Below are 23,213 nucleotides of genomic sequence, written 5' to 3'. Positions count from 1 at the left end.
GCATCGTCGAGTCTCGTTCAGGGCGCGATTGAAATGCGCCAATGGATTGAGCCTCGAGACTAAAAGTCAGTGGCGCCTGCAAGGTGGTAAATAGTTACCGCACAGCCTGCCGGTTGATCGTGCAAACTCAAGAAGAAAGCAGAGCACGTGCTGGTATGGCCTGCAGGTGATCAACCGAAAAGTTGACAGCTTGCTCATCGTGCGTTGTTAATCGGCTGGTTTTCAAACGCTGTTGCCCCCTCCAATAATTACTCTGGAGCTTCAGATGTCTGCGCCACACGATCATGTGTCTACTGCGGTTTCGCCAAACCTGTCCTTCGAAGCGCTGACGGCGTTGCTCGAGCAGATCTTCCTGCGTCACGGCACCTCAGCCGATGTCGCCAAAACCCTGGCCCTCAACTGCGCCGGTGCGGAGCGCGACGGGGCTCACAGTCATGGTGTATTCCGCATTCCCGGTTATGTGTCGACGCTGCAGAGCGGCTGGGTTAATGGTCAGGCCGTGCCGGTGGTCGAGGATGTAGCCTCGGGATTTGTCCGGGTTGATGCCGGTAATGGTTTTGCCCAGCCGGCCCTCGCGGCGGCGCGGTCCTTGTTGGTCGAGAAGGCCCGCAGTGCCGGCATTGCAGTGCTGGCTATCCGCAATTCCCATCATTTCGCTGCCTTGTGGCCAGATGTCGAGCCGTTTGCCGATGAAGGGCTGGTGGCACTGAGCGTGGTCAACAGCATGACCTGTGTGGTGCCGCACGGTGCCGATCGGCCGCTGTTCGGGACCAACCCGATTGCCTTCGCCGCCCCTCGGGCCAACGGTGATCCGATCGTTTTCGACTTGGCGACCAGCGCCATCGCCCACGGCGACGTACAGATTGCTGCTCGTAAAGGCGAGCGTTTGCCGGCGGGCATGGGGGTGGATAGCCTCGGCCAACCGACCCAAGACCCGAAAGCGATCCTTGAAGGCGGTGCCTTGCTGCCGTTTGGCGGACACAAGGGCTCGGCGCTGTCGATGATGGTGGAGTTGTTGGCGGCGGCGTTGACCGGGGGCAATTTTTCTTTCGAGTTCGACTGGTCAAACCATCCGGGGGCGAAAACACCCTGGACGGGTCAACTGCTGATCGTGATCGACCCGAGCAAGTCGGCAGGGCAGAATTTTGCCGAGCGCAGTCAGGAACTGGTTCGGCAAATGCACAGTGTGGGGCTCAAGCGGTTACCGGGTGATCGACGTCACCGGCAGCGCGCCAAAGCCAAGGTCGAAGGCATTGCGCTCGATGCTCAGACGCTGGCGAATCTGCGAGAGCTGGCCGGGCTCTAAGCTCAAACACAATCCCTGATGTGGGAGCGGGCTTGTGTGGCGAGGGAGCTTGTCGGAACGCCGCATCGCCCCGTTCGGCTGCGAAGCAGTCGTGAAACCTGCACACCCGCTCTAGCTGATTCACCGCGGAAACAGTTTTGGGGCCGCTTCTCGACCCAACGGGGGCAAGCCCCCTCGCCACAATGACTTAACGCCGACCCAACAACAGTCCCACCACCAGACCGAATCCGGCGGAGATGGCCACGATTTGCCAAGGATGACCACCGATGTAGATTTCGCTGGCCTCGACTGCGGGTTTGGCCCGGTCACGCACGCTGGAAACTGAAGTCCGGGCCTGCTGGAGCTTCTGGGCGATTTGCCCACGAAGGGTGTCCGCTTCTTCACCGACCAGTGAAGCACTGCTCTTTAGCAGTTTTTCCGACTCTTCGATCAGGGCCTGAAGTTCGCTGAAGACCTGATCCTTGATTTGATCCTCGGCGACTTGATCGATGATTTTGCGGGCCATTGGAGTACTCCTTGCAGGTAAATGGGCAGTGAACAATGGAGTCTGGCGCCATGGCAAAAGTTGCAGCCATTTTGCGTGGCGATTCCACCCTGATGAAAAATCCAGGGCAGGACATTTCCTCCTACAGTGTAAGATGTCGCCTATTTTACGCAGCAGGTATCTTCCATGAGCTTCAATCTGGCCGACAAACCCCTTGCCGAGCGCGCGGCGCTTGAAGATGAGAAATCCCGTCTGTTCGAGCTCTGGCAAAACAACCTGGGTAAATCCAAGGGCGAAGCTGCACGGTTGTTCGGTGAGCGTGCCAAGCGCAAAGGCAAATGGGCCGAATGGGTCCGTTCCGAACTCGACGGCATGTCGCCGCCGGAGTTTGCGAACATGGTGCGCAGTGAAGTCAATCGTCTGATGGCTGCCAAATAAACGTCTACCTGACACTATTCCCGTGTAGGAGCTAGCGCAGGCTGCGATCTTTTGATCTTGCTCCTTTGCCGGTTTCGAAACTTGCCGAAGATCAAAAGATCGCAGTCTTCGGCAGCTCCTACGGGTGAGAAAAGATCGCGATAATCGCCTCGCGCACTTTCAGCACCACCGGATCGAGCTGTGTGCTGGTACGCCAACCCAGCTCGATCGGGTAGCGTGGCAGCGCCAGAGGGCAGGGCAGTAATGCCAGTCCGCTAAGCGCGGCGATACTCCGAGCCGCATGGGCTGGAATAGTCGCCACCGCCTGACTGCCCTTGAGCAGATGCGGCAACGCGGCAAAGTGCGTGGTCGACGCGCATACCCGCCGACTCAGGCCCAACGCCGCCAGGCCTTCATCGGTGATCCCGATAAAACCGCCCGATGACACCAGGATGTGCTCGCGGGCGACGAACGCTTCAAGGCTGAGCGTTTCCTGTCCCTCGGTCAGACTGAGGGGGTCCACCAGGCACAGATAATCGCCTTCACCCAGCACCTGACGACTGAGCAAACGCTCGGCAAACCCGCCTGCCGTGATCGCCAGATCGATGCTGCGTTCCATCAAGGCCCGGGCGACGATCTGGCTATGGGTCTGGCGAAAGATCAGCCGCAGTTTCGGCGCGCGATCAGCGATCTCTTCAATCAATCTTCGCCCGTAGGCGATTTCGAAATCATCCGACAAACCCACCGTCACCGAGCGTCCGTCGTAGTGATTCGCCGCCGGATCGACCATCGCCAGGCTCTGACGGCATTTATTCAGCGCATCACTGACCACCGGTTTCAACTGGTTGGCCTTGAGCGTCGGCGCAAGACCTCGACCGGTGCGCACGAACAACTGATCCCCATACACCTCTCGCAATCGGCGCAACGCCGCGCTGACCGCCGATTGCGTCACGCCCAAACGTAGCGCGGCCCGGCTGGCGCTGGATTCTTCATGCAGGGCTTCGAAGACTTTGAGCAAGTTGAGATCGACGGTTGCGATATTCATTTGGTTCATATCATTCAGCAGTGAGTCGGGCTTTATTCATGATCCTGTGGCGCCGGAGAATGAGCAACACCTCATTTACTGACGGAGTCACCGCGATGCCCAAGTCCATCGTTGCTGCCCTGCAAATCGGCGCCTTGCCCGGCGGCAAGGCCGATACCCTTGATCAAATCCTCTCCTGGGAAACCGCCATTATCGAATCCGGCGCCGCACTGGTGGTCATGCCAGAGGCGTTGCTCGGCGGGTACCCCAAGGGCGAGGGTTTTGGCACGCAACTCGGCTATCGACTGCCAGAGGGGCGGGAAGCGTTTGCGCGGTATTTCGACAATGCCATCGACGTGCCCGGGGCCGAGACTGAAGCCTTGGCCGGGTTGTCCTCGCGCACTGGCGCCAATCTGGTGATCGGCGTAATCGAGCGCGCGGGCAGCACCTTATATTGCACCGCGTTGTATTTCGATCCGCAGACCGGGCTGGTCGCCAAGCACCGCAAACTGATGCCCACCGGCACCGAGCGACTGATCTGGGGCAAGGGCGATGGCTCGACCTTGCCGGTGATCGACAGCCAGGTCGGGCGAATCGGCGCGGTGGTGTGCTGGGAAAACATGATGCCGTTGCTGCGCACCGCGATGTACGCCAAAGGCGTGGAAGTCTGGTGCGCGCCGACGGTGGACGAGCGGGAAATGTGGCAGGTCAGCATGCGCCACATCGCCCATGAAGGACGCTGCTTTGTGGTCAGCGCCTGTCAGGTCCAGGCCTCACCGCAAGCTTTGGGCTTGGAAATCGCCAACTGGCCGGCGCAGCGCCCGTTGATTGCCGGCGGCAGCGTGATTGTCGGGCCGATGGGCGACATTCTCGCCGGGCCGCTGCGTGACGAGGCGGGTTTGCTGACTGCCGAAATCAACACCGACGACCTGATCCGCGCCCGTTACGACTACGACGTGGTCGGGCATTACGCGCGGCCGGACGTGTTTGAGTTGACGGTGGATGAGCGGGCCAAGCCGGGTGTGCGTTTTATCTGGAGGCGCAGCCACTCTTCGCGAGTGATCTCCCAGAGCTCCTTCGGGAATCGCCCGCTGACAAAGTCGCCTTCTTCGGTGTGTATCAAGCGCATGCCGGTACGTTCCGAGAGTTTGCGCGAGCCGATATTCGGGGCCGCTTTCGGCACGCGCAGCAACGACCGGCCGAGTGTTTCGAACCAGTACTCGGTCACCGCCGCACTGGCTTCACCCATCACCCCTTGGCCTTGCCATTGCGGGGCCAGCCAGAAGCCGCGGTTGTTGTCCTGTTCATTCATCAGGCTGACATTGCCGATCAGTTGATCGGGGGCCGACTTCAAGCGGATCGACCAGTGCCATTCTTCGCCACGGGCCATCGCCGGCAGGGCAATATCACGCAGATAAGTCAACGCGCCATCGGCGGGATAAGGCCACGGCACCAGGACGTTCAGATAACGCACCACGTCCCAGTGAGAGAAATGCTGCTGGATGGCTTCGGCATCGGCCAGTTCCAGCGGGCGCAAAATCAATCGTTCGGTGTAGAGCGTTGGAGCGGTGCGCATCGTGGGTGACCTCCTTGTAGGGACGGGCGCGGCGCATCATGCGCAGCGTCGATTGTCCGTCTAGTCTCTAGGCGTTCACACCCCTGTCAACGGATGGACTGTCCATGAGTTTGTTACTCGGCCCGATTCTGCAGTTTCGTGGCATCAACAGTAATGTCTATAACGTGTCGGCTCTAGTGGTTTTACCCTTGGGCGCGACATCACCCAGCGTAAAGTTGCCTGGCGGTGTCAGTGCCGGTAAGCCGTTGGCCATCGCCGATATCCCGTTGCTCAATCCTCAATACCGCGTCTGGCGCATCGATTTAAAAGCGCTGCAAGACCAGGCTGTTGCCAGCACTTACACGGTCAAGATAGAGGGCGCGGAGGCTAACTTCGTCGTTCCGGCCGAGGGCCAGTCGCCGAGCATGGCCTATGTGTCGTGCAACGGCTTTTCGGACCCCAAGGGCATGGAGAAGGTGGACCGGAACAACGAGCGCTGGGAGCACATGTGGGGGACTCATCAAAACAAGCCCTATCACCTGTTGTTGATGGGTGGCGATCAGGTATACAGCGACGAAATGCGCAGCAGCGTGACGTCCATGAAAATCTGGTTCGCCAAACCCTTCGCCGACCGTCGAAAGGCTGCCTACAGCAAGGTGATCGAAGCCGATCTGGACAAGTTCTTCGCCAGACTCTACCTGGAACGCTGGAAACAGCCTGAGGTCGCGAAGCTGCTCAGCGCCGTTCCGACGGTGATGATGTGGGATGACCATGACATCATCGATGGCTGGGGTTCGTACGATGAGATTCTGCATTCAAGCCCGGTGTTCCAGGGGCTGTTTGCCACGGCCAAACGCTATTTCAGGATTTTCCAGCAGCAACTGATCCAGACTCATCCTCATCTCAAGCCGTCCGCTGATGTTCATCCCTGTGCGATTCCCGACACCGCCGACGGCTTTCACCTCGGGTTCACCGGGCTGGGTGAATTGGCATTGCTGGTTCCTGATTTACGCAGCGAACGTGCGCCGGATTTGACGACCCCACGGGCTCAACAAACCCGAGTCATTTCCCCGTCAGTTGGGATGCGATCTATGCCTGGCTGGGCAAGGTCAAGGCGCATAAGCACTTGCTGCTGATGTCGAGTATTCCCGTGGGTTACCTGGATTTGCAGGCGGCCGAAAAGGCACTGGACCTGATATCGGGGCAACAGGAACTCGAGGACGATTTGCGCGACCATTGGCGAAGCCTGCCCCATCGAGACGAACGTAAGCGGCTGATCATGCGGTTGCTGGATTTCGCCCATGCCGAGTCATGCAAGGTCACGCTGGTGTCCGGTGATGTTCATGTGGCGGGGGCCTGCGTGATCGAATCGACGTTGGCCCGGCATCGCAACGGTTCAGGATTGATCTACCAATTGATTTCGACCGGGGTTGTGCATCCTGCACCACCGGTGTTGGCGGTGCAGTTTCTGGAGTCCATTGGCAAGCACCAGGAACAGATCGACTACGCCATTACCGGAACCCTGTTGCCCATCGGTGCACGGGGGCGTTACCTGATCGCCGCTCGAAACTGGCTGGCGATAGAGCCGGATGAAGACAGCACCGGCAAAAGTCGGCTGTGGGCCCACTGGCACGTAGAAGGCCTCAAACATTGTGTGACTCAGGTGATCGATCCGGTTAAACCGCGGGCCGAGCCGTGAGCATTACCAGGTGTCGGTAGTCGGCCCCGGCAGGCTGAGTTTGCCGCGATCAACGAAACGCATCGTGCCGAACACGCCGCCAGCCAGTTTGCCCCGAAGCACGTACGGCAGATTGTTGAGTGTCTGCGTCTGTCCCAGCCCGAGGGTCTGACGCAGCACCGAGAAGGCCGAAACGCTCACCGGCACCACGATGACCGCTTCGGAAAAACGCGGAATCGAGCCCGTCTGGTCGCTGACACCGGAGGCGAGGGATTGACCGTTCACCTCCAGATCCAGGGCTACACCGTTGTAGTCGATTGCCGTTTCATTGGGGTTTTGCACGCGCAGCTTTACCGCAAAACGCACTTCCAGTTCCTGGCTTGGCAGCGGCTCGATACCGACCACGTTGATGTTCAGCGGGTCGCGATGAGGGAACAGGGCGCAGGCGCTGAGGGAGAGCAGCAGGAGGGACAGAGACAGGGCGAACAATCTGCGCATGGACAGGCTCTCGAACAGGAAGTTATTCAGCACGATAGCGCACAACGCGCTGACGGTGATCGGCGATTCGAAGATGATCGTGCCCACACTCTGCCCAGTAATGACGAACCCTGTGGCAAGGAGGAGATCAAACGGGCGCCGCAAACGCCGCCAGTAAATCTTCTTCAAACGCCTTCTGCGCGTCCCCCGGCACTTGCGCGCGATGACGGGCAAGATGAAATGCCACCTCGAAGCTCATATCGCCCTGGTGCACGGCGCGCAGCAACCCTTTGTCTTCCCAGCCGCGGGCGAAGTGATCGGGCAAGTAGCCAACGTGCTTGCCGGAAAGGATGAAGGCGAGGGTGCCTTCGACCTGCTCGGAACGTGCGGAACACATCTTCCCTTGAAACGGCTCGTCACTGCGCAAAAAACGGTAGGGATGGTCGACCCGGTCGCAGGCCTGAAGCGCTTGATCGTCAGGAGACTCATCGGTGAACAATGGATGCCCCGAGGCGCAATAAAGATGCTGGGTTTCCGTGAACAGCTCTCGATAATCGAACGCGCTCTGCACCTGTGAGAAATCCACGCTGACAAACAGGCGCAGCAGATGCAGGTCCAGGTCGTGAAGTTGACCGAGCATCAAACATTACTCCGCAATAAAGTCAGGATAACTAACTTGGTATTTTTCCAATGTAACTGACGACGCATCCTGCAACCACTTCGTATCGAGTTGATCAGCGCCATGCCCGGCGAAGCGAGGATTGCCCGCGAAGGCGTCAATAATAGGCACCGCAAATCAAAACTACCGATCGATCTTATGCTTGGCCGCATACTACAGGTTTTGTGTCGTACCCAGCTCACGCGGCAATCGCTGTACCTGTAGGAGCGAGGCTTGCCGCGAAGCTTTTCAGGCGGGGCCAATCGCTACTGCCAATTTCTGACAGCAGCCTCTGCTAAGCTCCGACAACTTTTCAGGAAAGAGCCTGCCGACCGTGTCGCGAACCAGCCGTTTACTGACTTTGTTACAAGTGCTTCGGGGCAAAAGTCGTCCGGTGACTGCCGCGACATTGGCCAGCGAACTGGAGATTTCCGAACGCACGCTGTACCGCGACATCGCGGAGCTCACCGCGCTCGGAGCGCCGATCTTTGGCGAAGCGGGGATCGGCTATGTGTTGCGCAGCGGTCTGTTCCTGCCGCCCTTGATGCTCAATGCCGATGAAACCGAAGCCATCGTGCTCGGGTTGCGCTACGTGGATCAGCGTGGCGATGAGGTCTTGGGCAAAGCCGCGGCCGATGCCCTGGCGAAAATCGCTGCGGTACTCGACCCGGCGGCCCAGGAGGCCTTGCGCAACCCGACGGTGCTACCGGGCCCACCGGGTTATGGCTATCCGCAAAATGCCGTGCCCTTGAACGTGTTTCGCCAAGCCATCCGCGATCAGGCCAAACTGCACATTGATTACGCGGACGCCAACCAGGTGCCGAGTCAGCGGCTGATCTGGCCACTGGCCCTGGGTTTTCTCAACGAGGTGCGGATCATCGTTGCCTGGTGCGAATTGCGCAGCGCCTATCGCACCTTTCGCACCGACCGGATCTCGGCCGCCAGTGAGCAGGGCGAACGTTATCCGGGGCGGCGTAGCGACCTCTTGCGCACCTGGCGCAAGCAGATGCAACTGGACGAAGCAGGGCGTTTCACTCCTGACAAGAACTGACACAGGCTTGTTTTAGCATGGCTTCAGAATCAACTCACAAGGAGCCGTAAACATGTCCAATCCAGCCTCTTCACTGGCCCCCGCCATCGCCGCCTACATTGCTGCCGCCAATACTCGCGACACGTCGAGGATTGCCAGTTTTTTCGCTGAGGATGCCAACGTGTTCGATGAAGGGCAGCATCAGGTCGGCACGCAGGCCATCGCCCAATGGATGCAAGACACCGCACAACGTTATCAGCCCCGGGTCGAGGTACTCGACGTTCAGCTGCGCACCGGCAAAGTGCTGGTGCATAACCTGATCTCCGGCACGTTTCCCGGCAGCCCGCTGGAACTGCGCTACATGTTCCGCCTCAATGAACAGGGCAAGATTGCCCGGCTGGATATCTCTCTGTAACCCGGCAGCTGCCGAAAACGGAACCTGTGGGAGCGGGCTTGCCCGCGAAAGCGGTGTGTCATCCAACATGCATGGCGACTGACACGGCCTCATCGCGGGCAAGCCCGCTCCTACAGGGGTTGGGCTCGACCTACTAGCATCAGGCTTCACCAGCAGCCCCAGAGACGTATACTGCCGCGCATGAATGTCGACTCTCCCTTAAGCGCCTGGCAACACGCCATCGAACAGAAGGGCTTCGTCCAGGACGAAGCCCAGGAACACGCCGTGTGGGCGCTGCAAAAATGCCACGAAGCCTTGCACGAAGGCCGCGCACCCATTACTGGCGTGTACCTCTGGGGCCCAGTTGGACGGGGCAAGACCTGGTTGATGGATCAGTTTTATCAAAACCTGCGCGTCCCGGCCCGGCGTCAGCACTTTCATCACTTCATGGGGTGGGTGCATCAACGCTCCTTTCAATTGACCGGTACCGCCGACCCATTGAAAGCGCTGGCCCGCGAGTTGAGCCAGGAAGTGCGCGTGCTGTGTTTCGATGAACTGTTCGTCAACGACATCGGTGACGCGATCATTCTCGGGCGTTTGTTTCAGGTGATGTTCGAGCAGGGCGTGGTGGTGGTCTGCACCTCCAATCAGCCGCCGGATCAGCTGTACGCGGGTGGCTTCAATCGTGACCGGTTCGTGCCGGCCATTACCGCAATCAAGCAACACATGCAGGTAATTGCGGTGGATGGCGGGGAAGATCATCGTCTGCACCCTGGCACCGGTCTGCAGCGTTATTGGGTGAACGTACCGGGTCAACCCGGCGCCTTGAGCGAAGTGTTCAAGGCCTTGACTATAGGCCAGTCGCTGTCCAGCAATCCGGTCAAGGTCGGCTACCGTTCGGTCGATGTTGTGCAGTCCAGTCAAACCGTGCTCTGGTGCCGTTACGCCGATCTCTGCGAGCAGCCGTTTGCCGCCATGGACTTCATGGCTCTGTGCGACACCTACAGCGCTATTCTGTTGAACGACGTACCCAACCTAAGCGCAAAAAAACGCGAAGGGCGCATCGCTCGCGGCACTGAAGACGGTGTCGAGCGGGTGGTGGCAGGCGATCGCGAGTTGCCGCAGTTGTCGGTTCACGACGACGGCGTTCGCCGGTTCATCGCCCTGGTAGATGAATGCTACGACCGCAAGGTGCCGCTGTTCCTCGAAGCGCAGGTGCCGATGGAGGCGCTATACACCGAGGGCTATCTGGAATTTCCGTTTCGCCGCACCCTCAGTCGTCTGCAGGAAATGCAGCTCAAACGTTTCGCCGAGGCTTGATACCCAGAAGGAGCGAACATGAATCAGCGCTTGTCTCACCATTTGCTGACCATGGCCTATCAGAACGCATGGGCCAATCACCGACTGGCCAAGGCCTGGCTTCAGCTAAGCCCGGCCGAGCTGGCGGCGCCGCGAGTGAGTTTTTTCCCCAGCCTCAGCGCAACCCTCAACCATATCCTGACCTGTGACTGGTTCTATGTGGATGCCCTGGAGCGGGAGTTGCGCGGTGACGAACTGCATCCCGACTGCTACGTATTTTTCAACGAACACGAGCCGTTCACCCACGGCGCCGATCTCAAGCGCGAGCAAGCCCTGGTGGACCGTCGATTGATCGCCTATTGCGAGCAATTGCGCGACACAGACCTCGGACGGATCGTGACCATCGCGCGCGACACCCCGCAACATGACAGCCGTTTGCGCATGCTGTCCCATTTGTTCGAGCATCAGATTCATCATCGCGGGCAGGTTCACGCGATGCTCAGTGGCACCTCGGTCAAGCCACCGCAACTGGACGAGTTTTTCTGTGCCGGTGAGTCAGAGTTGAGGGCCGAGGACTTTGCCGAGTTGGGATGGACCGAGGCATTGATCTGGGGCGTTTGAGAGAGAACGATCACAACAGGATCCAGTTGTCGGCACCCCGGGACTCGCGATAAGGTCGCTGGACCTTTCAGTGCGCAAGAGGCGAACTGGGGCAACTTGTGTGATTGAGGGTGGAAATGGAATCCGCAGAAATTCTTGTGCTTCAGGCCAGCTACACCAACCCGGTGCATGCTGAGGCGATCTGTCTTGTATTGAACCACTACGCCGAAGACCCGATGGGTGGCGGTCACCCATTACCCGCCGATAGGTTACAACAACTGCCGGGGGAACTGGCCAAACGTCCCCATGCTTTCAGCATACTGGCGTTTGTCGGCGGCGAGCCGGCAGGGCTGATCAATTGTTTTGAAGGTTTCTCGACCTTCGCCTGCCGACCGCTGGTAAACGTGCATGACGTGGCAGTGGTGTCGAAGTTTCGCGGGTTGGGGCTGAGTCAGAAGATGCTGCACAAAGTCGAGGACATCGCACGTCAGCGCGGCTGCTGCAAAATCACTCTGGAAGTACTGGAAGGCAATGCGGTGGCTCAGGGGGCCTACGGCAAATTCGGCTTTTCGCCAGGCATGTTCGACCCGGCGCACGGGCGGATGCTGTTTTGGACCAAGACGCTTTAATTCGAAGGTGCGGAACCTGGGGAGCGCGCTTTTGCGGCGAGGGGGCTTGCCCCCATTGGGTGCGAAGCGCCCCCCAGCATTTCAAAGTTAAACCGCATGTAAAGGGTTTACGACTGCTTCGCTGCCGAATGGGGCGATGCGGCGTTCCGACAGGCCCCTTCGCCACAAAAGCCCGCTTACACATGGGTGCAATTACTTCTGAACAACTGCCGGAGTGACAGGCGTGTCCTTGGGTTTCATCAGGCTGAAGTCGATCAACGGCCGCTGCTGGCGCTCATAAGGATCGCCGATCATCAACGGCCGTGACTTGAAGCTGTCGCTGGTCAGGCTTTTGCTGCGGTCCAGTTCATCGAAACTCAGGCCTGCCAGATCCGCCCAGGTGTGAATCAGCTGAGAACTGCTGTATGGCCGTCCGAGATAACCGGCAAAATTCCAGTCATGGGTTTCGCGCCATTTCGGCGAAGCCCAAGCCATGAATGGAATGGTGTACATCGGTGCCGTCGGCTTGCTCTCGTTGCGGCCCAGGGTCTTGTGGCCAGCGGAGTCGAAAACATCTTCGCCGTGGTCGGAGAGGTACAGCAGGAAGCCGTTGGGATCAGTCTTGGCGTAGTCCTTGATCAGGCTCGACACCACGAAGTCGTTGTACAGCACTGCGTTGTCATAGCTGTTGTACGTCGGCACCTGATCGTCACGCACGCCGTCCGGAACACCTTTGCGGTCGGTGAACTTGTTGAACGTCGACGGGTAACGGTACTGATAGCTCATGTGCGTGCCGAGCAGATGCACAACGATCAGCTTGCGCGGCGCCGCATCGGCCAGCGCCTTGTTGAATGGTTCGATCACGTCGCCATCGTACTGGGCCGCGTTCTGGTTGCGGTTGTTGTTCAGGTACACCTGCTCGTCGGCCTGCTGGGAGAACGTTGTGAGCATGGTGTTGCGCTTGGTCATGGTCTGCTGGTTGGTGATCCAGAAGGTCTTGTAACCCGCCTGTTTCATCATGCTGACCAGCGACGGCGTCGACAGGTAAAGGTCCGGGTTTTCTTCGTCGGCGAATGTCAGTACCTGCTGCAACGCCTCAATGGTGTAGGGGCGTGGGGTAATAACGTTATCGAAAACCGCCAGTTGGTTCTTGAGTTTGTCCAGCTCCGGCGTGGTTTCCCGTGGGTAACCGTACAGGCTCATGCGCTGACGGTTGGTGGACTCGCCGATCACCAGCACCAGAGTCGCGGGCTGATTGGCCATCGCATCGGTGAGGTTCTTGAGCGGTGCAATCTTGCTGGCGCTGTCGAGCATGGCTTGCATGTCTGCCAGGGTATTGAGGTAACGGTGATAGGCCACCGCCATCTGCCACGGCACCGCAGGCTCGATGCGAGTCTCGAATTTCTCGAAGCCGCCCGCCAGGCTGCCGGTGTGCGCGGTCTGCTTGATCAGCGGGTAACCGACCACTGCCAGCAGAATCGCCATCGCTGCGATCAGCGCTTGGCCACGAGGCAGGTACACCGGACGCAGGCGGGTCCAGAGGAAATACGCGAACGCGGTGTGGGCGAGGAACGCCAGCACCATCCACCAGGCAAAATATTGGGTCATGTACTCGCCGGCTTCAGACACGTTCGATTCGAACATGATGAAGATGACGCTCTGAGAAAATTCCTGCTGATAGATGAAGAAATAACCGAGGCTGGCCATCGAACAGGCCCACAGCACCACGCCGATCAGCGCGGCCATCACGCGTGTTTGCCTAGGGAACAACAGCATCGGCGCGAGCCAGATGGCACTCATCACAAAGGCCTGGCGGAGCCCGGTAAAACCGGAGGTGCCCGTCAGTTGAATCAGAAGTTGGGTAATACCCGAAAAATACCAGAAGAACAGAAATAACCAGAGAAATCCTGTCCAATCAAAACCTTTCGCAGACGTTTTGCTGCGTTTAAACAAAGCCATTCAGCACTCCAGCCTGATAATTTCTTCGGCCGTCGGCACTCTCCCTGTCGCAGACGAACGGACGCCACGCGGATACCGAACGGCCACAATGAGCCGGAGTATCGACAAGAAGGTGTGAAAATTTTGTGAGTTGCTGGAGCTGGCAGGGTTACAGCGAGTCGGAAACAGCGGTGGCTGCTTCCGAGTCAAACGAGGGGGTCAGGCGTGGGGAGCACGTTGGGTGACAGGCCAGGGCTGAACCTCATTGCCTTGGGTCAGCAGGCGCAATTGCGCGACTTCCCGCTTCAACTGGTCACGCTCGTCTTTCAATTGGCGCAGTTCATCGCGACGGATCGTGACGTAAAGGGTTTGTGCTGGCAGTGCTGTGTGTACGGTGCCCATTGCTCACCTCGCAAATGGCTGACTCAACTGTAAGTTCGCTCCCTGGATCAGGTGCTCTCTTACTATCGGCGCCAATTTTGATTTCTTTTGCCCTTGAAGGGAACTTTTATTTTTCATGGTCGTTGTGTCTTCGGTACGATTCCCGACGTTATCAGTCTGGATCGGGCACAATGCCCGGAAACTTCATTGCGCCGCTCTGGACTAACCCTCATTAGTCGCGTTGGGCTATAACCTTTGACACACTTTATTTGTAGTAGGGAGCATCAGTACATGCAACTCGGGATTATTGGACTGGGCCGCATGGGCGGCAATATTGCGCGGCGCCTGATGCTCAACGGACATACCACCGTTGTTTACGACCGCAATACCGCCTTTGTCGACACCCTGGCTGAAGCAGGCGCCACCGGTGTTGCCGACTTGCCAGCCCTGGTCGCTGGCCTGGCCAAACCTCGCGCGGTATGGGTCATGCTGCCCGCCGGCGCACCGACCGAAGACACCATCGACACCCTGAGCACCTTGCTCGACGCGGGCGATACCATTATCGACGGCGGCAACACCTTCTATAAGGACGACATCCGCCGGGCCAAAACCCTGTCGGAAAAAGGCCTGCACTACATCGACGTCGGCACCTCCGGCGGCGTCTGGGGCCTGGAGCGTGGTTATTGCATGATGATCGGCGGCGATACCGAGACCGTTAAGCGTCTTGACCCGCTGTTCGAAAGCCTGGCCCCGGGCCTGGGCGACATCCCGCGCACCAAGGATCGCAAGTCCGAGGACGATCGCGCCGAGCGCGGTTACATCCACGCAGGACCCGCCGGGGCCGGGCATTTCGTCAAGATGATCCACAACGGCATCGAATACGGAATGATGCAGGCCTTCGCCGAAGGCTTCGACATCCTCAAGACCAAGGCCAGCACCAACCTGCCGGAAGATCAGCGCTTTGACCTGAACGTTGCCGACATTGCCGAAGTCTGGCGTCGTGGCAGCGTTGTGTCGTCCTGGCTGCTCGACCTGACCGCCGATGCCCTGGCCAGCGACCCGAAACTCGACGGTTACTCAGGCTCGGTGGCTGACAGCGGTGAAGGTCGCTGGACCATCGAGGCGGCCATGGAACAATCGGTGCCGGTACCGGTGCTGTCGAACTCGCTGTTCTCGCGCTACCGTTCGCGCGGGCAAGGCACCTTTGGCGACAAGATTCTCTCTGCCCAGCGCTTCGGCTTCGGCGGCCATGTGGAGACCCCGAAAAAATGACCCATGTGATCCGCAGGAAATCCAAGGCAGAACCCGCGCCGCCTACCACGCTGTTTCTGTTCGGTGCCCATGGTGATCTGGTCAAGCGCCTGCTGATGCCGGCGCTGTACAACTTGAGTCGCGACGGTTTGCTGGGGAATGGACTGCGGATCATCGGCGTTGATCACAACGCCATCAGTGACGAAGCCTTTGCCAAAAAACTCGAGGATTTCATTCGGGCGGAAGTAGCGGCCAAGGTCGGCAAGGGCGATCAAGCCCTTGATCCGGCCTTGTGGGCCAAACTGGCCAAGCACATCAGCTACGTCCAGGGCGACTTCCTTGACGAACGCACCTATGAAGCGCTGGCGGCGAAAATAGCCGCCAGCGGAACTGGCAATGCGATTTTCTACCTGGCCACCGCGCCGCGCTTTTTCAGCGAAGTGGTGCGGCGTCTCGGTGCTGCCCGATTGCTGCAAGAAACCCCCGAAGCGTTCAGAAGGGTGGTGATCGAAAAACCTTTCGGCTCCGATCTGCCCACCGCCGAAGCCTTGAATGCGTGCTTGCTCAAAGTGATGACGGAAAAGCAGATCTACCGGATCGATCACTATCTGGGCAAGGAAACCGTGCAGAACATTCTGGTCAGCCGGTTCTCCAACAGCCTGTTCGAAGCCTTCTGGAACAACCATTACATCGACCACGTGCAGATCACCGCCGCCGAAACCGTCGGCGTGGAAACCCGTGGCAGTTTTTATGAGGTCACCGGCGCCCTGCGGGACATGGTGCCCAATCACCTGTTCCAATTATTGGCGATGGTGGCCATGGAACCACCGGCCGCTTTTGGCGCCGATGCGGTACGCGGCGAAAAAGCCAAAGTCGTCGGCGCGATCCGCCCCTGGTCGACCGAGGAAGCGCGAGCCAACTCGGTGCGCGGCCAATACACCGCCGGCCAGATCGATGGGGAGCCGCTGCCCGGTTACCGCGAGGAAGCCAACGTGGCGCCCGACAGCACGACCGAAACCTATGTCGCGCTCAAAGTCATGATCGACAACTGGCGTTGGGTCGGCGTGCCGTTCTACCTGCGTACCGGCAAGCGCATGAGCGCGCGCGACACCGAGATTGTCATTTGCTTCAAGCCGGCGCCGTATGCGCAGTTTCGCGACACCGAGGTCGATGAGTTGCAGCCGACCTACCTGCGGATCCAAATTCAACCCAACGAAGGCATGTGGTTCGATCTGCTGGCCAAGCGGCCGGGGCCGGCGTTAAACATGGCCAATATCGAACTGGGCTTTGCCTACAAGGATTTCTTCGAGATGCAGCCATCGACCGGCTATGAAACCCTGATCTACGACTGCCTGACTGGCGATCAGACGTTGTTCCAGCGTGCCGACAACATCGAGAATGGCTGGCGCGCCGTGCAGCCATTCCTGGACGCCTGGGAGCAGGACGCAACGGTGGAGAACTATGCGGCCGGCGAAGATGGGCCACAAACCGCTGACGAGCTGCTGACTCGCGACGGCCGCGTTTGGCATAGCGTCGGTGAGTGACCTAACGCAACACCCCATCCGTTTTCTGCTCAGTGACATGGACGGCACTTTGCTGCTCCCTGATCACAGCCTCAGTCAGCGCACGATCGAAGCGGTCCGCGCCTTGCGCGAGGCCGGCGTGATGTTCAGCCTGGCCACCGGGCGACCGCCCAAAGCCATGTTGCAGCAGATCGAAGCCCTGGGTGTCGATCTGCCGACGGCGGCCTTCAATGGCGGCACGATCGTAAACCCGGATGGCAGTTTGCTGGTTGCGCATTATTTGCCGGCAACGGCGGCGCTGACGGCTTTGGCGCTGTTTGCCGATCAGCCGGACATTGAAGTCTGGGTGTTCAGTGGCGGCGACTGGCTGTTAAAGGATCCATACGGCCCGATGGTCCCGCGAGAGCAGCACGGTTTGGGGTATCCGCCGGTGGTGGTCGAGAGTTTTGAGCCTTACCTGGCACACATCGACAAAATCGTCGCCGCCAGCAACAACGCCGAACTGTTGATCGAACTGGAAGCGCAGTTGCTGCCCAAGGTCGAAGGGCAGGCGCAGGTTTCGCGTTCACAACCGATCTATCTGGACGTGACTGCGATGCTGGCTAACAAGGGCGAAGCATTGGCGACACTGGCCGAGTTTCTCGGCGTACCGCTGGAACAGACCGCCGCTCTTGGTGACGGCGGCAATGACCCGGCGATGTTTCACCGGGCCGGGTTATCGATCGCCATGGGGCAGGCGGAGGAGGCGGTGAAGCGTCAGGCCGACGTGGTGACCGGGGCCAATACCGAAGACGGCGCGGCCCAGGCAATCGAGCAATTCATCCTCCCTCGATAACGACACAAAACCAATGTGGGAGCGAGCCTGCTCGCGATGAGGCCATGTCATTCAACATTGATGTTGAATGAAAACCGCTATCGCGAGCAGGCCCGCTCCCACATTTTGTTCAGTGTTACAGCCAGTAGCTCACCGCATACCAGCCCAGCACGCCCATCACCACGGTGTAAGGCAGCGCCATCCACACCATCCGCCCGTACGACAGACGAATCAGCGGAGCAATCGCCGAGGTCAGCAGGAACAGGAACGCCGCCTGGCCATTGGGTGTTGCCACGCTTGGCAGATTCGTACCGGTATTGATCGCAATCGCCAGGGTTTCAAAGTGCTCGCGGCTCATGTGGCCGGAGAGGAACGCCTGTTTCACTTCGGTGATGTAAATGGTCGCCACGAATACGTTGTCGCTGATGGCCGATAACAAACCATTGGCAATAAACAACATGCCCGGCTGTTGATCTATTGGCAGGGCCAGCACCCATTGGATCAGCGGTACGAACAATTGCTGATCGTGAATCACGGCCACCACTGCAAAAAATACCACCAGCAGCGCCGTGAACGGCATTGCATCCCTGAATGCGTTGCCGATGCGGTGTTCGTCGGTGATGCCGGTGAATGCGGTGATCAGCACGATTACCATCAAACCGATCAGGCCCACTTCGGCGATGTGAAACGCCAGCCCTGCAATCAGAATCAGCGCCGCCATCCCTTGTACCAGCAACGCAGCACGTTGACGGGAAGTGCGTTGGGCGTTGTCTTCGGCGGCGTAGTTGGCCAGCACCGCACGCACGTTGTCCGGCAGCAGTGTGCCGTAGCCGAACCAGCGCAGTTTCTCGAGCAGCACACAGGTCACCAGACCGGCTGCCAGTACCGGCAACGACACCGGGGCGATTTTCAGAAAGAACTCAGCGAAGTGCCACCCCATCTCATGGCCGATCAGCAGGTTCTGCGGCTCGCCAACCAGCGTGCACACACCACCCAGCGCGGTGCCGACAGCACCGTGCATCAGCAGGCTGCGCAGGAAGGCGCGGAACTGTTCGAGGTCGCCATGATGAAGGCTGGGTAAATGCCGGTCGTCGCTGAACTCGGCATCCTCGCGCGGATTGTGGCCTGAGGCGACACGGTGATACACCGAATAAAACCCCACGGAGGCACTGATGATGACTGCCGTCACGGTCAGCGCATCGAGAAACGCCGACAGAAACGCCGACAGGAAACAGAACATCAAGGCCAATAGCGCCTTGGAGCGAACCCCTAACAGCAGGCGCGAGAAGAGAAACAGCAGCAGGTCTTTCATGAAATAGATGCCCGCCACCATGAACATCAGCAGCAGGATCACCGGGAAGTTGTGCACCAGCTCGTCATAAAGCGCCTGGGGCGTGGTCATTTTCAGCAGCAGTGCTTCGATCAGCAGCAAGCCGCCGGGCATCAGCGGGTAACACTTGAGCGCCATGGCCAGGGTGAAGATGAACTCCAGCACCAACAGCCAGCCGGCCGCCACCGGACCGACCGTCCACAACACCAGGGCATTGAGAATCAGGAAGCCGACGATGCTCGCCTTGTACCAGCGAGGTGAGTGCCCGAGAAAATTATGCGCGAAGGCCTGGGCCATTGAACCGGACATCGGCTACTCCTTGTATTAAGAAGCGCGCAACTTGCCGTAAGAGCCACAGAAGATCAAGTGCATGAAAACGATGGCAGCCTAATACTGATAACGCATGATAACCGCGCGACAGTTTCCGTCCCGTGAATAACCGCCTATGACAATGCAGCCATCGGTCTGCAGGGCCAATGAGGTAGCGGTATGCGAACCGCGCCCCAGACGTTTGCGACACCAGCCGATGCCCCCGGCAAAACTGCGATCCAGCTGCCCACTGGGTAAATACCGGGCGAGAATAAAATCGGCTTCCATCCCGCCGACCGTCGCTCCGACTGTCAGTACACGCCCGTCCGACTGAACCCCCGCAGCGATCCAGCGGCAGCCACTGCGGCCGACTCCCAATAGCTTTGGCTGGCCATCGTTGCAATGAATATCGGGTCGGCCATTACTGTGAACTTTCAAAGACAGGCAATGCATAGGGTCGCGACTGCTACCAAAACAATGCAAGTCACCATTTTCATTTTGGACGATCTGGCAGGCTTGAGCGCTGAGCTCCCGTGCCTTGAAGGTCATGAAACCATCCACGGCGAAGCGCTCGTCCAGTCGGCCATCCGAGTGATAACGCGCCAGCAGCCCTTCCTCGGGAAAATTGATTGAGCCGCTCACCAGGATCCGACCATCGCGTTGCACCGTCAGGCTGCAAAGCCAGGTGTTCATCAACAGGTGCCGGACCATGACGAAACCGCGACCGTTGAAGTCGCTGTCCAGCGAGCCGTCCGCGTTGAGTCGTATCAGCATGCCGACGTGATCAGCCTGTTCGAAGTGATGATTGGCCAGCAGCAGGATTCGACCGTCATCCTGCACACAGACATCACAGGCTTCGGCCCCCGGAACACCGGGCGGTAACCAGGCATCACGCGCGCCCCGGGAAAGATTACCCGGCAGGCGCACCACGCAAAATCCATTATCGCCAAACCCTTGGACCGGGACGCCTTGCTGATCAAACATCGCCAAGGCGGGCAGCGTACGGTGAGCATTTTCGTAATGCAGGCCGGCCACCAGAATGTGCCCGTTAGCGAACAGCCGCACCTTGCCCGCCATGGCCTCGAAGCCGTGTGTGAACTGCCCGACGATGCTGCCTTGTTTGCCGAATGCCAGATCCGCCGAGCCGTCTGCAAGCAGGCGGGCCAGGCCAAAGCGCTGGCCGCCTGGCGTACCGACCTTTGCCGCCACCAACAACCGGCCGAGGTGGTCAATTGCAATGCCATTGGTCATGCTGGATAGACTGCCGGCGAAATACACTTGAGTCTTGCCGGTGCCAGCGAAACTCGTATCGAGCCGTTCGGCGCCATTCACGGTTGCAGGTAAGGCAAAAGCAGTCTGGGGTGACATGCATCCATCTCCTTGCCAGTCGTCCTTAATCCGGGTGCCCGGATGGCGACTGCCTGAGCAAATCATTCAATCCCTGAATGTCCCGGCGCACAACTGTTTTCATGAGCCGGAGGAGGGGCGTTTTGTGCCAGAACAATGTCTTTTCGAACCACTGAAAAGCCTGCCAAGTAATCTGGCGGATTAGAAGTTGAAACAGGCGAGTGGTGTTGCGCAGATGACTGTAGAAAATCGTCGACTAAGAGGAAGAGGGGACGCGGATTGCCGGGAGGCAATCCGCGAAAATACTTAGTGCGGCATGGACCACGATTGCAGTGTGTAACCTTCCTGGCTCAACTCGGCACGGGCTTCTTCCAGCAAATGTTCAAGTTGCGCCGGATCGGAATAGGCGCTGCTGGGAATTTGTTTGCGGCTGATGCGCGTGTTAGTGCGATCGATGATGGCCAGGCTTAGTTCACCACCGTCTTGTAGAGCCCAGGCCACGCACTGAAAGGGTTGGAATGCGCGGTCGGCAATCAAAAGTGCTTCGTTGATACGGAGCGGGGCGTTCATGGGGTCTTCTCTCTGTATGCCCAATCAAGTGATGTGCCGTCGGTTGGGCTTACCGTTCGGCTGGTTACTTGTACTGATGCCCGCAAGTGGGGGTTGGGTCACACACAATCAAAAGAAATTTCAACTTTCTTTGACTGATTCAAGCGTCAGGCCGTTTCTGAAAGCTAAATGAAAGGTTCAACTCGTTAGGCAACTAACCAAGTGTTTTCTTATAACTAATAAGCAAACAACCCTATAAGCAATCGATACAAGCTCGCGTCAAATTCTTGCTAGTGTTACATCGAAGCCCGCCAAATGACTGTTTTTACTAATATTTCCTAAATTTGGCGTCAAGGAACAGTCATGATCGAAGCGCCTGCCTTGCGACGTCTGTTAGTAGTGGATCCTTGCGACGACTGCCACCGTTTATTGCCGGGTTTACGCGCCGTGGGGTGGGATGTTGACAGTTGTACCCTGGAAAACGCTACCGAACGAACCTGCGACGTCGGGCTGTTGCGTTTGCAGCCCTTTCATCTAGAGCGTCCGGAAGCCGTCAAGGAATTGATCACCCATAGCGGTACCGAATGGATTGCGGTGCTGAATCAAGAAGTCCTGCGATTGCAAAATGTCGGGGACTTTGTCTGCGAATGGTTTTTTGACTTCCATACTTTGCCGTTCGATGTCTCACGGGTTCAGGTCACCCTGGGCCGCGCGTTCGGCATGGCGCGCCTGCGCGGGCAGGGCACGGTTCATATCGATCAGCCTGAGCACGAACTGCTTGGCGACAGCAAACCGATTCGTGAACTGCGCAAACTGCTGAGCAAACTGGCACCCACCGAATCTCCGGTGCTGATCCGCGGCGAAAGCGGGACCGGCAAGGAATTGGTCGCTCGCACCCTGCATCGACAATCCCAGCGTCACAGCAAACCGTTCGTGGCGATCAACTGCGGCGCGATTCCCGAACACTTGATCCAGTCCGAACTGTTTGGCCACGAAAAGGGGCCTTCACCGGCGCTCATCAGCGCAAGGTCGGGCGGATCGAGGCGGCCAACGGTGGAACGCTGTTTCTCGATGAAATCGGTGATCTACCCCTGGAGCTGCAAGCCAGTCTGCTGCGCTTTCTGCAGGAAAAACACATTGAGCGTGTAGGGGGGCATCAGCCTATTCCGGTGGATGTGCGGGTATTGGCGGCGACGCACGTTGACCTTGAAGCGGCTATCGAGAAGAAACGCTTTCGCGAGGATCTGTATTACCGTTTGAACGTGCTGCAAGTCGTCACTGTGCCGCTGCGCGAGCGCCACGGCGATCTTTTGATGCTGGCCAACCACTTTTCCCACTTCTACAGCCATGAAACCGGCCGTCGTCCTCGCAGCTTCAGCGAGGACGCGCTGATCGCCATGGGCAAGCACGACTGGCCGGGCAATGTTCGCGAGTTAGCCAACCGGGTACGGCGCGGGCTGGTTCTGGCCGAAGGACGGCAGATCGAGTCGCGAGACCTGGGCTTGATCAGTCAACACGCCACCGCTACGCCAATGGGCACCCTTGAAGACTACAAGACCCGCGCCGAGCGTCAGGCGCTGTGCGATGTGTTGAACCGGCACAGCGACAACCTGAGCGTCGCTGCCAGAGTCCTGGGCGTGTCGCGGCCGACTTTTTACCGATTGCTTCACAAGCACCAGATCCGCTAGGGCGGGTGAAACGAAAAGGCCCGCTGCGACCTCCATCGCAGCGGGCTTTTTCCATTTTAACCAGGCACTCCTTGTGGGAGCGGGGTCGCCTGCGATGGGACACCTCTTTTCGAGTTTGATGTACATATCCGTTTCTGCGGTCACGGCGGCTATTGGTTTCGCTTTTACAGCGAGTCACTTTCGAAAAGCCTGCGCGGCCCGGCGGAAAGTAACCAAAGCGCTTTTTGCCCCTGTCGTTCGGTGCCTCGCTAAGGCTCGGCATGCCCTCGCTCCGGTCCTGCTCCGTGGGCCCGCCGCGATCGGCCATCCCTGTCCGTGCGCGGCTAACCCGGCATCCATGCCGGGTTGCCCACTGCGCAGAACCTCCACTCGGCCTCTTGAGGGCGCGGTGTGTCAACATCAAAAGCTGCAGGCGAGCTAACGCTCGGCCTGTTGAGTGGTGAACAGCAGAGCGGATGTGCGTTGGTTGGGGATGTGTTCTGATTTTTTGTGTGCTGCGATGATGGCGGCACCTTCAACATCACATTGACTGACCTGCCGCTATCGCGGGCAA

General features: G+C 58.7%; 19 protein-coding genes and 4 pseudogenes. 13 read left to right on the top strand and 10 right to left on the bottom strand.

The genetic code is table 11. From position 1 onward, the window contains the following. Positions 1 to 265 precede the first annotated feature (265 nt). Positions 266 to 1,306, top strand: a complete 1,041-nt coding sequence (locus AB4O41_RS02855; RefSeq protein ID WP_460146105.1) for an Ldh family oxidoreductase — start codon at positions 266 to 268, stop codon at positions 1,304 to 1,306. Between the two features lie 187 nt (positions 1,307 to 1,493). On the opposite strand, the gene AB4O41_RS02850 is transcribed toward AB4O41_RS02855, so the two are convergent. After that, the gene (locus tag AB4O41_RS02850; protein WP_460146104.1) at positions 1,494 to 1,811 is read right to left on the bottom strand and encodes an ElaB/YgaM/YqjD family protein; all 318 of its coding nucleotides are present in this window, start codon (positions 1,809 to 1,811) and stop codon (positions 1,494 to 1,496) included. Positions 1,812 to 1,976: 165 nt separating this feature from the next. Between AB4O41_RS02850 and AB4O41_RS02845 the strand changes: the two genes are divergently transcribed. Then, a complete protein-coding gene (locus AB4O41_RS02845) occupies positions 1,977 to 2,228 on the top strand; it encodes a hypothetical protein (protein ID WP_123359611.1) in 252 nt (83 codons plus the stop codon). 118 nt (positions 2,229 to 2,346) lie between these two features. On the opposite strand, the gene AB4O41_RS02840 is transcribed toward AB4O41_RS02845, so the two are convergent. Continuing rightward, on the bottom strand, positions 2,347 to 3,261 hold the full coding sequence (locus AB4O41_RS02840) for a LysR family transcriptional regulator (protein WP_460146103.1): 915 nt from the start codon (positions 3,259 to 3,261) through the stop codon (positions 2,347 to 2,349). Positions 3,262 to 3,347: 86 nt separating this feature from the next. On the opposite strand from AB4O41_RS02840, the pseudogene AB4O41_RS02835 reads away from it, so the two are divergent. Continuing rightward, positions 3,348 to 4,262: pseudogene (locus AB4O41_RS02835) on the top strand (carbon-nitrogen hydrolase family protein); the annotation flags it as partial. Here AB4O41_RS02835 and AB4O41_RS02830 read toward each other — a convergent pair. Further along, a complete protein-coding gene (locus AB4O41_RS02830) occupies positions 4,199 to 4,807 on the bottom strand; it encodes a GNAT family N-acetyltransferase (RefSeq protein WP_460146102.1) in 609 nt (202 codons plus the stop codon). The pseudogene AB4O41_RS02835 and the gene AB4O41_RS02830 overlap by 64 nt on opposite strands. A 104-nt stretch (positions 4,808 to 4,911) precedes the next feature. On the opposite strand from AB4O41_RS02830, the pseudogene AB4O41_RS02825 reads away from it, so the two are divergent. Continuing rightward, positions 4,912 to 6,485 (top strand): annotated as a pseudogene (locus tag AB4O41_RS02825) (alkaline phosphatase D family protein). 3 nt (positions 6,486 to 6,488) lie between these two features. On the opposite strand, the gene AB4O41_RS02820 reads toward AB4O41_RS02825, so the two are convergent. Together AB4O41_RS02820 and AB4O41_RS02815 are read right to left on the bottom strand one after the other, a co-directional pair. Continuing rightward, entirely contained in the window at positions 6,489 to 6,962 is a 474-nt protein-coding gene (locus AB4O41_RS02820; protein WP_460148263.1) for an LEA/WHy family protein, read from the bottom strand. A gap of 127 nt (positions 6,963 to 7,089) precedes the next feature. Next, positions 7,090 to 7,521: pseudogene (locus AB4O41_RS02815) on the bottom strand (LysR substrate-binding domain-containing protein); the annotation flags it as partial. Between the two features lie 412 nt (positions 7,522 to 7,933). On the opposite strand from AB4O41_RS02815, the gene AB4O41_RS02810 reads away from it, so the two are divergent. From AB4O41_RS02810 to AB4O41_RS02790, 5 genes are all read left to right on the top strand, one after another. Then, positions 7,934 to 8,650: a helix-turn-helix transcriptional regulator gene (locus AB4O41_RS02810; protein ID WP_007897371.1), complete on the top strand. Its 717-nt coding sequence runs from the start codon at positions 7,934 to 7,936 to the stop codon at positions 8,648 to 8,650. A 52-nt stretch (positions 8,651 to 8,702) separates the two neighbouring features. After that, complete coding sequence (locus AB4O41_RS02805; RefSeq protein WP_460146101.1) at positions 8,703 to 9,044, top strand: nuclear transport factor 2 family protein; 342 nt, start codon at positions 8,703 to 8,705, stop codon at positions 9,042 to 9,044. A gap of 180 nt (positions 9,045 to 9,224) precedes the next feature. After that, positions 9,225 to 10,343 (top strand): cell division protein ZapE, encoded by a 1,119-nt coding sequence (zapE, locus tag AB4O41_RS02800; RefSeq protein WP_460146100.1) that lies wholly within the window; start codon positions 9,225 to 9,227, stop codon positions 10,341 to 10,343. Positions 10,344 to 10,361: 18 nt separating this feature from the next. Next, positions 10,362 to 10,943: a DinB family protein gene (locus AB4O41_RS02795; protein ID WP_460146099.1), complete on the top strand. Its 582-nt coding sequence runs from the start codon at positions 10,362 to 10,364 to the stop codon at positions 10,941 to 10,943. A 116-nt stretch (positions 10,944 to 11,059) separates the two neighbouring features. Further along, on the top strand, positions 11,060 to 11,551 hold the full coding sequence (locus AB4O41_RS02790) for a GNAT family N-acetyltransferase (protein WP_460146098.1): 492 nt from the start codon (positions 11,060 to 11,062) through the stop codon (positions 11,549 to 11,551). Between the two features lie 192 nt (positions 11,552 to 11,743). Here the strand turns inward: AB4O41_RS02790 and AB4O41_RS02785 are convergent, their stop codons facing one another. Both AB4O41_RS02785 and AB4O41_RS02780 read right to left on the bottom strand, forming a co-directional pair. Continuing rightward, complete coding sequence (locus AB4O41_RS02785) at positions 11,744 to 13,489, bottom strand: phosphoethanolamine transferase CptA (RefSeq protein WP_460146097.1); 1,746 nt, start codon at positions 13,487 to 13,489, stop codon at positions 11,744 to 11,746. A gap of 198 nt (positions 13,490 to 13,687) precedes the next feature. Then, positions 13,688 to 13,870, bottom strand: coding sequence for a DUF6026 family protein (locus tag AB4O41_RS02780; protein WP_123359599.1), 183 nt, complete (start codon positions 13,868 to 13,870; stop codon positions 13,688 to 13,690). Positions 13,871 to 14,140: 270 nt separating this feature from the next. On the opposite strand from AB4O41_RS02780, the gene gnd reads away from it, so the two are divergent. Genes gnd through AB4O41_RS02765 form a run of 3 tightly spaced genes read left to right on the top strand, consistent with a single transcriptional unit; the run spans position 14,141 to position 17,458 of the window. Then, a complete protein-coding gene (gene gnd, locus AB4O41_RS02775) occupies positions 14,141 to 15,121 on the top strand; it encodes a phosphogluconate dehydrogenase (NAD(+)-dependent, decarboxylating) (protein WP_460146096.1) in 981 nt (326 codons plus the stop codon). Then, on the top strand, positions 15,118 to 16,644 hold the full coding sequence (gene zwf / locus AB4O41_RS02770) for a glucose-6-phosphate dehydrogenase (RefSeq protein WP_460146095.1): 1,527 nt from the start codon (positions 15,118 to 15,120) through the stop codon (positions 16,642 to 16,644). Before gnd ends, zwf begins: the two co-directional genes overlap by 4 nt. Continuing rightward, the gene (locus AB4O41_RS02765) at positions 16,637 to 17,458 is read left to right on the top strand and encodes an HAD family hydrolase (RefSeq protein ID WP_460146094.1); all 822 of its coding nucleotides are present in this window, start codon (positions 16,637 to 16,639) and stop codon (positions 17,456 to 17,458) included. Before zwf ends, AB4O41_RS02765 begins: the two co-directional genes overlap by 8 nt. 115 nt (positions 17,459 to 17,573) lie before the next feature. Here AB4O41_RS02765 and nhaB read toward each other — a convergent pair whose 3' ends face one another. The 3 genes from nhaB to AB4O41_RS02750 form a co-directional block, all read right to left on the bottom strand. Next, positions 17,574 to 19,076 (bottom strand): sodium/proton antiporter NhaB, encoded by a 1,503-nt coding sequence (nhaB, locus tag AB4O41_RS02760; RefSeq protein WP_460146093.1) that lies wholly within the window; start codon positions 19,074 to 19,076, stop codon positions 17,574 to 17,576. 78 nt (positions 19,077 to 19,154) lie between these two features. Beyond that, positions 19,155 to 20,444 (bottom strand): hypothetical protein, encoded by a 1,290-nt coding sequence (locus AB4O41_RS02755; RefSeq protein WP_460146092.1) that lies wholly within the window; start codon positions 20,442 to 20,444, stop codon positions 19,155 to 19,157. 285 nt (positions 20,445 to 20,729) lie between these two features. Next, positions 20,730 to 20,993: a hypothetical protein gene (locus tag AB4O41_RS02750; RefSeq protein ID WP_460146091.1), complete on the bottom strand. Its 264-nt coding sequence runs from the start codon at positions 20,991 to 20,993 to the stop codon at positions 20,730 to 20,732. A gap of 342 nt (positions 20,994 to 21,335) precedes the next feature. On the opposite strand from AB4O41_RS02750, the pseudogene AB4O41_RS02745 reads away from it, so the two are divergent. Continuing rightward, a pseudogene (locus AB4O41_RS02745) lies at positions 21,336 to 22,660 on the top strand (sigma-54 dependent transcriptional regulator). Positions 22,661 to 23,213 lie beyond the last annotated feature (553 nt).

The organism is Pseudomonas sp. S2_A02, assembly GCF_054668495.1.
The sequence above is the reverse complement of the archived record's forward strand: the minus strand, read 5'-3'. Positions and strand labels throughout refer to the sequence as shown.